This is a genomic window from Vibrio astriarenae (assembly GCF_010587385.1).
Lineage (GTDB): Bacteria > Pseudomonadota > Gammaproteobacteria > Enterobacterales > Vibrionaceae > Vibrio > Vibrio astriarenae.
On record NZ_CP047476.1, the window covers coordinates 1,363,230 to 1,376,254 of the forward strand.

A 13,025-nucleotide genomic window follows, 5' to 3' on the forward strand; every position below is an offset into this window, starting at 1 on the left:
AAATAACCATTGCCCTTGTCCTAGATATGAAACGTACAAGCTCGGCCTGCAGTAGGAATAAAAAAACCAGCACTATGTGCTGGTCTATGAATGGGTAGTTAACTACTGAAGATTTAAGGCACCCCATGGCCCTTCGAAGCAATCCAAACGCGATACCATTGTTCACGGGTTAGTTCAAACTGAATTGACTCTACCGCGGCCTGCACTCGTTGAATTTTTCCAGACCCAATAATGGCTAGTGGGTTGGCTGGTAAGCGTCTTACCCAAGCGTAAATGACTTGATCAACCGAGCCGGCTCCAATCTCAATGCGAATCTCTTCTAGCACAGACATGACACGCTTTGCTTGCTCGCTTTGTGGGTTAAACAATGCACCACCAGCGAGACATGACCATGCCATCGGGTTGGTACGCAATCTTTGCATTTGGTCTAACGTACCATCATGGGCAACCTCAAAGTTAAGCGGATTTATCTCCACCTGGTTGGTCACGAGAGGTTTACTCAAACGAGATTGCAACAAATCAAATTGATGAGTGGAAAAATTAGAAACACCAAAATGCTTCACTTTGCCCACTTTATGCAACTCCTGGAACGCTTCTGCCACTTCATCGGCATTCATCAGCACGTCAGGGCGGTGAATCAGAAGAACATCTATCTCATCAACATTCAAACGCTGCAACGAGTTATTCACTGACTGATAGATGTGGGCTGCACTCGTGTCGTAGTGATTAACTTTACGCTCTGGGGTTTTATCACCACACAGATTAATATCGCACTTGGTCACAATCTCAATGTCATTACGAACGCTTTTGTCTAAGGCGAGTGCCTCGCCGAACAGCTTTTCACACTCGTAGTTGCCATAAATGTCAGCATGGTCAACCGTTGTTACACCCAACGCAATATGTTGCTTCAAAAAATCAAGACGTTGCTTGGGGCTCATACCCCACTCAGCCAATCGCCAGTATCCCTGAACCATTTCAGAAAATTCTGGGCCCTGAGGGGCTATCTGAACTCTATTCAACATGACTCTCTCCATAGTGATATCTCGTTAAATTATATCTAACTTAAATACTTTCAGTGATGACTGTTGTTGGGCAACACTAACTGCGTCATAGTTTTGCACTTTAGGGGTTGAACTCATTCCCTATTCTCTGGTGAAGGTAAGTTGCAACATCAATACATCATATGCCACTACCGCCTTTGCATTTGATTGATTATCGTATTTGTTCCAAACCAATTTGATAGGTTCCGAAGGAGAGTGAGAGTTAATGAACTCGATTAATGCCTTGTCGACATCAGAGGGACTAAGCACTTTTAGTTGCTTCTTCACGTCAAAGACTTCACCACTGTGGGAGACTGATGAGATTTCAAATCCATCCCGACGTAAGTTGTATTGAACTTGCGCCAAATGGTTGATGCTTGGTTCTACCTCTAGCTCTGCCCGATTGATAACACCCCCACTTTCATAGAAGTAGGCAAACACGGGAGTCTGGTAGTAAACAAACTCTGCACAATATCGCCACTGTTCGTCTGTTTCTGAGCACTCAAATGTGTACTCATCTTCAAACACATCGCTTATCACACCCAAAGATTGTTGAGTATCCACAAACGGAAAAAACAGTGCATGGTTGGCCCAGGAAGCAGTAGAAAACCATACCGAAAATAGAGTGAAAGCACAGACCACTCCTCGCACCTTCAAACTTTTGTATAACGACGTCAAGAACATACCCTCCTTTCCACACAACTCGCTCAGCCAGCAAGAAAATGAGTTTTTTTGAAAAAACTTAAATAAATTCCTTATAAATCATATCAGAGCGAATTAAACCCATAACGTTTAAATACATCTAATTGAGCCTAATGGCACTTAGCTTTAGACATTAATGCGGCGTTTGAATCCACACTCATACAAGGCTCTCAATTACCTACTCATCCTACCTCTTTAAGAGTACAAGCCCTTCCTATCTAACTAATAGATAAGGAAATTAAATCAAAGCTTCGAAAGTAAAATAAAAGCAAGATGAACTTTGACAAATTATTAACATATCATTAACTTTAAGGCGCAATGGAATAATAATACCCGATCCTTGGAGATCTGATTAATGAAGATAAGACACTACTCTACGCTCTCGCTAGCAATATTTGCTAGCTTTCAAGCCCATGCTGCTGGCTTTCAAGTTGCAGAGCATTCCGCCTCCGGCCTTGGCCGCGCCTTCTCTGGAGAGGCCGCGGTAGCACAAGACGCATCCGTGATTGCTCGCAACCCTGCAGCGATGACAAGATTTGATCGCGCTATGTTTTCGGGAGCAATATCAATTATTGACCCAGAAGTGGACATATACGACACAACCAACATGGAGAGATCCAATGATGTCGCGCCACTGCAAGTAGTCCCTGCCGGATATTATCTGAGCCCAATCAACGAAAAGTGGGCGTGGGGCATTGGTATGTTCACCACGTATGGTGTGGCAACGGACTATCCCGATGACATCGCTGCGGGAGACATGGCTGGCGACACATCATTGGTCTCAGTCAACATCAACCCTTCTGTTGCTTATAGAGTAAACGATAACTTCAGCATCGGGGCAGGTTTAAACCTAGTATACGCCCACGCAGAATTGAATCGTCATTTTGGTCGGGACCTGAGCCAACTGTTCGGAAGGAATCGCTCAGACTTACTCATCAGCATGGAAGGCGATACGTTTGGCTGGGGTTGGAACATTGGAGCCATGTACGAAATCAATGAGAACCATCGCTTTGGCTTTGGCTATCGTTCAGAGGTCGAAATTGATTTCGATGATGGTGACTTCACTGATACAGATGGCTCTAAGAAAAAGGCACAGCTCGTTGTCGACTTACCCGCTATTTGGGAGCTATCTGGTTTTCATCAACTCAACGATACCTTTGCAATTCACTACAGCTATCTCAGAACAGAGTGGAGTGCATTCAAAGAGCTGAAAGCGACCTCTCCAGAGTGTGATAACAGAATCTGTTTTTTCAAACCCGAAGAATACGATGACAGCAGCCGCTACTCAATCGGCACCACAATCAACTTCAATGAGCAATGGATCGGGCGACTAGGGTTTGCTTTCGATGAACAAGCCGGAAAGGCAACACTTAGCATTCCTGATAGTGACAGGTATTGGTACAGCATAGGGGCAACTTATTTACACAACAACCATTGGTCTTTCGACGCTGGGTTTGCCCTTGTGGTCAGTGATGACGGCTCCTTCACTGAGACGAACTCCGTGGGTGAAACCTTTAATTTCGAATCTGAAGGTTTAGCCTACATCACCGCTATTCAAGCAAACTATAAATTCTAAAAGGCAAGGATTGCATTATGAAACCGTTATTTAAGCTTACAGCCCTATCTACTGCCTTACTTGTCATAGCCGGTTGTGGAGACGATTCTTCAAGTGAGCTTTCGAGCTCTGGCCAATATGAAGCTCACATACAGGCGGCATTAGATAGAGATACGAGCATCATTTTTACACTGCAAGGCAGTGACGCGAGCGTTCCCCTTCCAAGCTATACACTAATGAATACCGTTGACGGGACACTCGACCTGCCAACCAAAGGTGATGACAGTCTATCCAACCCCGCAGCCGCTATGAGCACTATGGACGGCTGGTCAACCTCAATGCCCATTACGCTATCGTTTTCTGGCGCTGGTCTGCCTGATGGTGTCCTAACCTCTGGCGTTCACCTTGTTGAGTTAACAGAGGGATTAACTGGCTCACCCCAACCTAAAACAATCTTACAACAGGGCACCGACTATATCGTTGTTGGTAACTCAGCAAGTGACTCGTTATCCATCGTATTGCAAGGCAAGGAGCTCAACCCAGCCAGTGAGTACATTTTAGCTGTCACATCCGACATTGATGATGAAGGTGGAGAACCTATTGGCACATCCAGCAGTTATGCTGCACTCAAATCGACAAGAACTGCGTATTCTGATGAGCCACTGAAGACCTTGCAAGCCGTCACCCAGGGTACCGAAGCCCTCTTTTCGGCGGTTGGCGTAGATGCTGACACCATCATCTACTCTACGTGGTTCTCAACTCAATCGGTGGGTGAAACCTTCTTCGCCACTAAAGGAGCGACCGCATTAGGGCTATCACAAGGCAACCTTGGTGCTATTTGGAAGGATGCAGCCAACCCGAATGACGTCAATCTCGCAACAGCTTACACGTTACAATTCACTTCTTCAGAGGATTACGCCACCGCTTTAGCCGCCGATACCAATTTTACTACCTTCTTTGATAGTCACTCCCCCCTCGACCTTAAACAGACGTTACAAGGGTTGTATCAGCAATCGGGCAATCAGGTGACCGTGTCTAAGGGCGTCGTCATGCTACCGCACTATCTAGAGCAGGGAGAGGACTGGTCTAGTCAACCTTTCGTATCCGCTATGCCGAGCCTGGCTATCGTGAGTAATGCGCTGGCAGATCCTCAAGAGCAAGCGACCATTGGCGCGCAGCTGATCGAAGCGGGTGTTGATACGACGATGCTTGCTACAGAATTGACGGAACAAGCTAAGCTCATCGGTCTTGAGCTCACAAAATCGGATGGTACCGCGTTAGATGCTGATCGACTGATCACGCGTTATGCGCCAGTCCCCAAAATAAAGTCGTTGCAACCCGTCGAGTTCCTGCTGTTTACACCGACAGGGGCTCCCCAAGATTGGCCAGTCGCTATCTATCAACACGGTATCACCTCGGCCAAAGAAAATGCCTACTTTATGGCGGCCAATATCGCGCAACAGGGCATTGCCGTTATCACTATAGATATGCCGTTGCATGGCTCACGTAGTCTCGATGCAGAGCGCTCGGCAAATGCTGATGTCACCGCTTACTTAAACCTCAGTAATATTCCTGTGGCAAGGGATAACTTCCGCCAGAGCGTGCTGGATATTCTCGGTTTACGTGCCGCTTTGAGCTATTCGCAACAAGCTATGTTGCTTGGCTCGTCTCCTCTCGCTAATGTTGATTTGATCTCAACGCCGCCAACCATGGTGGGTCACTCTCTTGGCGGGATGGTGGCAATCAGTACCGTTGCGAATGCCAACCGCAGCTTAGGTGCTCCAAGCGCAGATGCACTATTTAACTTTAGCGGTTTGGCGGCTAAAAACTCGGGGGGACATATCGTCGAACTGCTCTTAGGCTCAGATAGCTACGGCAACTTAATCAAACATAATGTCGCCCTCGCGGCGAGTAGCGATTATCAAGGGTTTAGTGCCTCGTTTTGTGCAAGTTTAAGTGAATCTGACTGTTACGCGGCGTTTGTACAGGCAGCGCCAGAGGCTGTGCCTGCGCTTGAAGCGGGTTTCAATCAATTCGCCTATGCGACTCAAACGATACTGGACTCCATTGACCCGTTTACGAATGCGTCCTACTTGCTAGAAAACCCAATTCCATTGTACTTCTCTCAAGTCTCTGGTGACGATACAGTGCCAAACAACGTGCCCAACCGTGGATTTGCAGGCACGGAGCCGTTGGCGAGCAAGCTAGGATTAAATGTCATTGATAGCGCAAGTACAAGCCCGGCACAAAGTAACTTCATTCGCTTCTCCGATATCAGCTCTCACAGCACATTTGTGTTCCCTCAAGACCCTGCACTGGCAGACCAAGCGGCGCACGCGGCAATGACGACTCACATGGTGGACTTTATTCAAGATGGAGCATTGAACTTCCCAATCAGCCCTATCACTCTGGAATAAAAATAGCTGAGTGAACGTCGACAACAAAAATGGCGCTGATAATTTCAGCGCCATTTTCCTCATCTATTCACAGCTTTGCTTAGCTCGCATTGTTCTCATCAGGAATTTGATTTGCGAGTTGTAGCTCTTGATCTTTCAACCAGCCATTAAGCTCATCACGCTTAGCCACAAACTTAGCCATTTCCTCTTTTGGTACTGAGCTCGCCATTGGGATATTTGCGGTTACTGGATTCACAGGGCGACCACGAATCATCAACTCATAATGGATATGAGCTCCCGTGACTCGACCCGTTGCACCAGCAAGACCAATCCGCTGTCCACGAGACACTTTTTGTCCCTGCTTAACGAGAATCTTACTCAGGTGCAAGTAACGCGTCTTATATGTATTACCATGCTCAATTACTACATACTTACCCGCATAAGGGTGATTACGCGTCATCGCAACAACGCCATCACCCGTAGACACAATAGGCGTGCCCGTTGGCGTTGCCCAATCTGTGCCATTGTGCGGGGAAACACGGCCTGTCACAGGGTGTTTGCGGTTTGGATTAAAATGAGAGCTTAAGCGGTAGTTCCCATCCATCGGTTTACGACGAAAAGCACGCTGCAGACTTTCGCCATCTTTATCGTAATATTGACCGTCACTGTGCAAGTAAGCGCTCACCTCACGGCCACGATTAAAAATGCGGATCGCTTGAATCTCTGTATTCCCCGTTAACTTGCCTTCATAAGACTGACGTGACTGCACAATCTCAAAACGATCACCTGCACGTAGATCACGAGAAAAGTTAAGCTTATCTTTTAGTAAGCTCACGACGTTCTCGACATCCGTATTACCTAAGCCCGAACCGTTAACTGATTGAGAAAACGTGCCATGCACCTCGCCGATAAAGGCGCGATTTTCCCACACGCCCTCTTCTTCAATACGCTGATATTCAAAACTCGTATCGTCGAGCCTGGTATACACAACCTTATCGACTGGACTAAACTCAAGCATCATTTTGCTCAAGCGGTGATCTTCTTCACTCCAAAAACGCAAAGTATTACCAGGACGCAAGGTATCCAAAGAGAGGTAACTCAAGTCGGTTTCCATGACTTGCATCATCTCTTGATAGCCGAAGCCAAGTTTAGTAAAGATGGAGCTTAAGTTATCGCCTTTTTGGATAACGTATTCATAGCTAGGAAAATCGACTTCTTCAATGATCTCTGGCTGAGGTTGTTGTGACAGTGGCTTAGTATCAATGTTGATCGCCACGGTTTGCTGATTGCTGGAGTCAGGTATCAAGCCTAATAAGCCCGCCAGCAATATCGGAGAGGAGCACAGAGCAAACTTCTTTTTGTAGCTCATGCTCGAAAAATTCTTTGTTAGATTTCTAAAAAACACAATTATACCGTCTCAAGGTTTGGTATGACCCGCTATCCTGATAGCAAAAACATAAAAATCGCAGGATGAAAAACCTCGCCAGAATAGCGTTTTTTTAACAAAAAGTCATGACCATAGAACACTTGTTTGAACTCTTTACACTTATTGACAGAAGTTATTTTTGTGTAATTTTGCCCAAATCATTGACAATCAGTTGTTTTTCTACTTTTTGTGTCGGTTCATCTGCCATCGCTTGCTGTGGGGCATGCTCAAAATAAATGATAGAAATGTGATCAGCTTCATTGAGCAGGTCCGTGACATTGATTCTGTCACCTAAAAAGTGACTATCAAGGGTAACCAAGCGGGTACGCTGACGGTCAAGGCCAAATGAGACGAGGTAAGAGAATAGACCAGAGCCCTGATTGCTCACCGTGGCAATCGCCAACACACCCTGGCCGAGCTTTAGTGGCACTGGCAACTGTGGGTGTTTGCTTATTGTCACGATGCCTCGCTCCTGCCCAGAATCATAGGTGGCACTCGCCAGTTGGTGCTCTTGGTGAAACTGGGTAAACACCGCATTTGCTAGAGTCTCGGGCAACGGCATCACCAAAGCAACTGGCAACCTTAGATCAAACAACTGTTCAACAACCGGATCACTTACCTGGGCGGCAGCAAACTTATCCATTATTTCTTGGTCTTTTAATGTAAAACGATAGACACCCGCTACAATCACTATAAAAAGCAACACAAGTGGAATGAACAATAATACCGGGATATTAAAAATACGGCGCCCCATGGCCATTTCCTCATAAAGGTTTAGTAATCCGTACGTTACATTAGCCAAAGAAAAATAGAAAGGTGAGACATTTACTTTTTTGCAACATATATCACTGCATATTTAGCAAATTGATGTGAATATCTATTGCCAGAAAACCCTATTTCCGTATATTATCTGCGCCAATGACTAAAAGCGAATCATTTGTGCATAAATATTCCGTCGTCAGATAACAACAATAATTTGCAGTTATATGAGTCACGCCATGCAAGACCAAGCATCAATACTTAATAAAAAACACACTAAATCAACATTTTGGGTATTCTTAATCCCATCACTTATCGGCCTGTTTCTATTCATGGCTCCGGTTAGCTTTAACGGTGACCTGACTATCCCTGTGGCGATATTGGCAAAATCTCTTCAAGGTGCAATGGAAGGTATCATTGTTCCACTTGTCACCGCGATCATCGCATTTATGGCGATAGCTTCTTTACTTTACCGAGTGGTAAAGCCGGCTTTTATAGCTAGAAACGAATTTCTCAATGATTTGCTGTCCCCTTCACCACTTTGGTTAGCGGTGCGAGTGATTGGTGGTCTTGCTGTTGTGATGACCTACTTCCAGTTTGGCCCCGAAGCCATTTGGGAAGAGAACACCGGTGGGCTTGTGCTTGAAGGCCTGCTACCAACGCTGTTTTCAGTGTTTATTTTTGCAGGCTTGTTACTACCACTGCTGCTCAACTTTGGCCTTCTAGAGCTGTTTGGCACTATGTTAAGTAAGATCATGCGCCCTATCTTCAATTTGCCTGGTCGTAGTGCAATCGACTGTATTGCATCGTGGTTAGGCGATGGTAGCGTGGGTATTCTTATGACAAGTAAGCAGTACGAGCAGCAGTTCTATACCCAACGTGAAGCCGCTATTGTTGGCACAACGTTCTCTGCGGTATCAATCACGTTCAGCTTAGTGGTTATTGCCCAGGTAGAATTAGAGTACCTCTTCCTACCGTTTTACGGTGCGGTTTGTTTAGCGGGTTTCGTCGCAGCAGTCATTGTTCCACGCCTGCCTCCGTTAAGTCGTAAAAAAGACCTGTTTATCGACGGTACAGCGCCAAACAAAGATGACAACCTACTACCGGAAGGCCATACCACTTTCTCTTGGGGTTTAAAGCTCGCCATGTTTAAGGCAAGCCAAGTAAAATCACCGATATCTGTGACCAGTGAAGGCGTGAAAAATGCTATTGATATGGTGTTCGGTGTGCTTCCAGTTGTCATGGGACTGGGGACTATTGCTTTAGTAATTGCTGAATACACTTCCGTATTCGCCTTCTTAGGTCAGCCATTTATCCCATTCTTAGAGTTACTGGGTATTCCAGAGGCTGCACAAGCGTCACAAACTATTGTGGTTGGCTTCGCGGACATGTTTATTCCTGCGATTCTTGCAGCTTCAATTGATAGTGAGATGACACGCTTCGTCATCGCTGCAATGTCTGTCACCCAGTTAATTTACATGTCAGAAGTGGGTGCACTGTTACTAGGTAGCAAAATCCCGGTAAACATCGGTGAACTGTTCCTAATCTTTATCTTACGTACATTAGTGACACTGCCTGTTATTGCTGGTGTGGCTCACCTAATATTCTGATAAAGCGATATTATCTGTTCTTCGAAAGCTCGAGTCCTGCTCGAGCTTTTTTATTGTGGAAATGCACGACTATCAAAGATAGATATTCTGAAGACAACAAATGTTAACATTTAAGTAACCTTTAGTGATAGAATTCCTACCTCCTATTTTGAATTAGCAGGTAATCAGGGAAGACTGCCATGACTATTAGGCTATTCATTTTATGCCTCATTATCTCAACCCCCGCCCTCACCAAGCCCTTAACGCTGCATCTTGCTGAGGGAAAGTCTCTGCAACTGCCATATTCAGAGATAGAAAATCGCCTGCCTATATACAGCTTCTCTACTTCTCTGCCTTGGTATGCAGACGAGCAAAGCTTTGTTGGTTTTCGTTTGCAGGATTTAATCCAGCAATATCAAATTGCCACACCGGCATACATCACGCTCAGTGCCCTTAACGACTATCGTGCAGATGTTGATTGGAGTGACATCACTCATTTTAATCCAATCATCGCCTATAAAAGGAACGGGCGTGAGATGAGAGTGAGGGAAAAAGGCCCCTATTGGTTTGTATTTGACTTAAAACGTTATCCTGCCCTAGATAACCACATTTACTACGAAAAGATGGTGTGGCAAATCAGTGATATACGCTTTCACAACAAGCTGAGTGGTCTAAAGTAATGTTGCAGGGGTTCTTGTTCAAAACGAAATCTGTCCTCATGGTGTTATCTATCACATTAATTGCGGCGAACATCTATCTGCTCGTTACCACTAAAGAGCTCGCCAAAAGCTATACCAACCATCAAAACGAAGCCCAGTGGTTTCTCTATCAACTGGTCAAGGAGTTCACCGAACTCACAGCAATAAGTTCATACTCCTACCTGCCCGGCAACAAGAAGGAAGACGTCATTCTCCACTATGAGCTCACATGGAGCCGTTTTGACATCCTTCTTAGCAGTCGTGAATCACGTACTTTTGTCACTGAACACGGCTATAAAGACTTCTTCAGTCGTCAATTTGCTAACTTCAAACAGATAGAACCGTATCTTGCAAAAGTGAGTACTCAGTACGAAGCAGAGCAGCTTTCTACCCGACTTAACGCCATCTATGCCGCGGTTACCGAATTTATCTCACATAACTACCGTCTAAACAGCCCCAAGCATTTAGCTCGAGTAGAACAAGTGAATACATTAACTATTGTTCAGTTACTCTTACTCGCTGCTATGTTGATTTGCACTGGGCTGATTAGCTATATCTTCTATCGAGAAGCAAGTCATCATCGTAAACTTTCTCGGACTGATTCACTCACCGGCATACCGAATCGATTGGCGTTTGTTGAAGCGCTAAAAAACATGCAGAAAAACAGTGAATTTACCCTTCTTATCCTCGACTTAAACGGTTTTAAAGAAATTAATGATAGCCATGGCCATCAGGCAGGTGATGAAACACTGGTGCAAATAGCAACACGCTTGCTAGAGACTATTCAGCCCTATGACGCTAAAGTGTATCGGATGGGAGGGGATGAGTTTTCTATCCTAATCGCGAGCTGCCACCACTACGAGATCAATCCACTACTCAGCCACATCGATCACTGCTTTAATCAACCGGTATGGTTGGAAGAAGGTACACAGGTAAAGGTTGGCACTAGCATCGGTATCGCTCGCTACCCACTAGACTCCGATGACATCGAGCAGCTACTTACCCTCGCCGACCAGAATATGTATGAAATGAAGTTTGCTCGACCCAAAGCCTTTCGAGCAACTGGCTCGTACTCGTAAAAGCTAGCCTAGAATCAGATCATTTCACTAGCCTTGAACGTAAAAAAGCCCTTCATAAAGAAGGGCAAGAGTACCATCGCTTATAGTTATAGTGTTATATGCCAGTAAATTCGATTAACCAAAGTCGCCGTTTACATAACCTTGTGTACGGTCGTCTTTCGGGTTACTAAAGATCACATCTGTATCATTATGCTCAACCAGCTCACCCATCAAGAAGAAGGCTGTACGGTCTGAAATACGACGAGCCTGTTGCATTGAGTGAGTCACGATCACAATGGTGTAGTCTTTCTTAAGCTCTTCCATCAACTCTTCAATCTTGTGCGTTGCAATTGGGTCAAGTGCTGATGTTGGTTCATCCATCAAGATAACATCTGGTGCCATTGCGATTGTACGAGCAATACACAGACGTTGTTGCTGACCACCAGATAGGCCAAATGCGTGCGACTTCAAACGATCTTTCACTTCATCCCAAAGTGCTGCACCACGAAGAGAGTTTTCTACCACTTCATCAATGTGCTTTTTGTCTTTGATACCTTGAGCACGCAGACCGTATGCAACGTTCTCATAGATACTCATCGGGAATGGGTTTGGCTTTTGAAAAACCATACCGACTTTGATACGTAGGTCAGCGACGTCGATGTTACCGTAGATATCAGTACCATCCATGTCTAGCTTACCTGTGATCTTTACGCCTTCAATGAGATCGTTCATGCGGTTCAGACAGCGAAGCAGCGTCGACTTACCACAGCCAGACGGACCAATAAGTGCCGTCACTTGCTTAGTCGGGATCGGTAGGTTGATTGCTTTAAGTGCTTGGTTATCGCCGTAGAATAGGTCTAGGTTTTCAATATCAAACTTGTTCATTTTCTTAATCTCTTAAATCTTAAATTCGTGTCAATTGCGCTATGAGTGCATTTTAGTAAGTTGCTGTATTGAATCGGCTCGCGATGAGCTTGGTGATCATGTTGATGACCAACACCACGACAATCAGAACCGTTGCTGTACCGTAAGCTTGATTCCACTCTTCGATAGTGAATAGCTCTGTGGTTAGCTTAAATAGGTGAACGGTTAACGTACGACCTGAATCCATTAATGAATCAGGGATACGAGCAACCATACCCGCAGTCAAGAAGACTGGAGCAGATTCACCGATGACACGACCAATACTTAGAATGACCGAGGTTAAGATACCTGGCATTGCGCTTGGCAAGATCAAACGCCAGATAGTGTAAATTTTTGAAGCACCAAGGCCGTAAGAGCCTTCACGGTAGGTTTGTGGTACTGCCATTAGTGCTTCTTCCGTGGTACGAATGATAACCGGAAGAATCAAGATGCTTAGCGTTAATGCACCCGACAAAATCGAGAAACCAAAGCCCATGATAGTCACGAAGAAGGTCATACCAAACAGACCGAAGATGATAGACGGGATACCCGCCAGTGATTCAGTACAGAAACGAATCACTTTCACCAACTTGCTACCTACCTTTGCGTACTCTGTTAAGTAAATTGCCGTCATAATACCTAGCGGAGCCGCCACGGCAATCGATGCAATCACCATGTAGATAGTTGACACAATCATAGGGAAGATACCCTGTGTTGCACCTGTACGTGTGTAGTCGCTTGAAATAAATTCCCAGTTAACGTGCTGTAAGCCGTTAGACAGGATGTACCAAATAATCCAGAACAGGAAGCCGACTGTTGCCGCTGCGGCTGTCCATACAAAAGCATTGAGAACTTGGTCTTTAAAATCTCGTGATTTCTTTAATTTAACGCGATCCATA

Annotated in this window: 11 protein-coding genes; 5 read left to right on the forward strand and 6 right to left on the reverse strand. The window is 45.3% G+C overall.

Going from position 1 to position 13,025, the window contains the following annotated elements; genetic code table 11:
* Nucleotides 1-113: 113 nt before the first annotated feature.
* Together GT360_RS20370 and GT360_RS20375 are read right to left on the reverse strand one after the other, a co-directional pair.
* Nucleotides 114-1,022 (reverse strand): aldo/keto reductase, encoded by a 909-nt coding sequence (locus GT360_RS20370; RefSeq protein WP_164650764.1) that lies wholly within the window; start codon nucleotides 1,020-1,022, stop codon nucleotides 114-116.
* 120 nt (nucleotides 1,023-1,142) lie between these two features.
* Nucleotides 1,143-1,682 carry a hypothetical protein gene (locus tag GT360_RS20375; RefSeq protein WP_164650765.1) on the reverse strand — a complete coding sequence of 180 codons (540 nt, stop codon included), beginning with the start codon at nucleotides 1,680-1,682 and terminating at the stop codon, nucleotides 1,143-1,145.
* A 415-nt stretch (nucleotides 1,683-2,097) separates the two neighbouring features.
* On the opposite strand from GT360_RS20375, the gene GT360_RS20380 reads away from it, so the two are divergent.
* Together GT360_RS20380 and GT360_RS20385 are read left to right on the forward strand one after the other, a co-directional pair.
* Nucleotides 2,098-3,318, forward strand: coding sequence for an outer membrane protein transport protein (locus tag GT360_RS20380; RefSeq protein WP_164650766.1), 1,221 nt, complete (start codon nucleotides 2,098-2,100; stop codon nucleotides 3,316-3,318).
* Nucleotides 3,319-3,335: 17 nt separating this feature from the next.
* Nucleotides 3,336-5,714 (forward strand): VolA/Pla-1 family phospholipase, encoded by a 2,379-nt coding sequence (locus GT360_RS20385; RefSeq protein ID WP_204274585.1) that lies wholly within the window; start codon nucleotides 3,336-3,338, stop codon nucleotides 5,712-5,714.
* Nucleotides 5,715-5,793: 79 nt separating this feature from the next.
* Here the strand turns inward: GT360_RS20385 and GT360_RS20390 are convergent, their stop codons facing one another.
* Nucleotides 5,794-7,062: a peptidoglycan DD-metalloendopeptidase family protein gene (locus GT360_RS20390; protein WP_164650767.1), complete on the reverse strand. Its 1,269-nt coding sequence runs from the start codon at nucleotides 7,060-7,062 to the stop codon at nucleotides 5,794-5,796.
* A gap of 190 nt (nucleotides 7,063-7,252) precedes the next feature.
* Complete coding sequence (locus tag GT360_RS20395) at nucleotides 7,253-7,873, reverse strand: hypothetical protein (protein ID WP_164650768.1); 621 nt, start codon at nucleotides 7,871-7,873, stop codon at nucleotides 7,253-7,255.
* A 244-nt stretch (nucleotides 7,874-8,117) separates the two neighbouring features.
* Here GT360_RS20395 and GT360_RS20400 point away from each other — a divergent pair, with 244 nt between their 5' ends.
* The 3 genes from GT360_RS20400 to GT360_RS20410 all read left to right on the forward strand — a co-directional run bounded on the left by GT360_RS20400 (nucleotide 8,118) and on the right by GT360_RS20410 (nucleotide 11,244).
* Entirely contained in the window at nucleotides 8,118-9,488 is a 1,371-nt protein-coding gene (locus tag GT360_RS20400) for a YjiH family protein (RefSeq protein WP_164650769.1), read from the forward strand.
* A gap of 179 nt (nucleotides 9,489-9,667) precedes the next feature.
* Complete coding sequence (locus GT360_RS20405) at nucleotides 9,668-10,147, forward strand: putative pterin-binding protein (protein ID WP_164650770.1); 480 nt, start codon at nucleotides 9,668-9,670, stop codon at nucleotides 10,145-10,147.
* Nucleotides 10,148-10,185: 38 nt separating this feature from the next.
* Nucleotides 10,186-11,244 carry a GGDEF domain-containing protein gene (locus GT360_RS20410; protein ID WP_164650771.1) on the forward strand — a complete coding sequence of 353 codons (1,059 nt, stop codon included), beginning with the start codon at nucleotides 10,186-10,188 and terminating at the stop codon, nucleotides 11,242-11,244.
* A 114-nt stretch (nucleotides 11,245-11,358) separates the two neighbouring features.
* Here the strand turns inward: GT360_RS20410 and pstB are convergent, their stop codons facing one another.
* Nucleotides 11,359-12,108 carry a phosphate ABC transporter ATP-binding protein PstB gene (gene pstB, locus GT360_RS20415; RefSeq protein ID WP_164650772.1) on the reverse strand — a complete coding sequence of 250 codons (750 nt, stop codon included), beginning with the start codon at nucleotides 12,106-12,108 and terminating at the stop codon, nucleotides 11,359-11,361.
* Nucleotides 12,109-12,160: 52 nt separating this feature from the next.
* The gene (gene pstA / locus GT360_RS20420; protein ID WP_164650773.1) at nucleotides 12,161-13,024 is read right to left on the reverse strand and encodes a phosphate ABC transporter permease PstA; all 864 of its coding nucleotides are present in this window, start codon (nucleotides 13,022-13,024) and stop codon (nucleotides 12,161-12,163) included.
* Nucleotide 13,025 lies beyond the last annotated feature (1 nt).

Coding starts and splice junctions, on each gene's coding strand:
- GT360_RS20380 (WP_164650766.1), top strand. CDS start 2,098: ATGAAGATAAGACACTACTCTACGCTCTCGCTAGCAATATTTGCTAGC.
- GT360_RS20395 (WP_164650768.1), bottom strand. CDS start 7,873: ATGGGGCGCCGTATTTTTAATATCCCGGTATTATTGTTCATTCCACTT.
- GT360_RS20385 (WP_204274585.1), top strand. CDS start 3,336: ATGAAACCGTTATTTAAGCTTACAGCCCTATCTACTGCCTTACTTGTC.
- GT360_RS20405 (WP_164650770.1), top strand. CDS start 9,668: ATGACTATTAGGCTATTCATTTTATGCCTCATTATCTCAACCCCCGCC.
- GT360_RS20410 (WP_164650771.1), top strand. CDS start 10,186: ATGGTGTTATCTATCACATTAATTGCGGCGAACATCTATCTGCTCGTT.
- GT360_RS20370 (WP_164650764.1), bottom strand. CDS start 1,022: ATGTTGAATAGAGTTCAGATAGCCCCTCAGGGCCCAGAATTTTCTGAA.
- pstA (WP_164650773.1), bottom strand. CDS start 13,024: ATGGATCGCGTTAAATTAAAGAAATCACGAGATTTTAAAGACCAAGTT.
- pstB (WP_164650772.1), bottom strand. CDS start 12,108: ATGAACAAGTTTGATATTGAAAACCTAGACCTATTCTACGGCGATAAC.
- GT360_RS20400 (WP_164650769.1), top strand. CDS start 8,118: ATGCAAGACCAAGCATCAATACTTAATAAAAAACACACTAAATCAACA.
- GT360_RS20390 (WP_164650767.1), bottom strand. CDS start 7,062: ATGAGCTACAAAAAGAAGTTTGCTCTGTGCTCCTCTCCGATATTGCTG.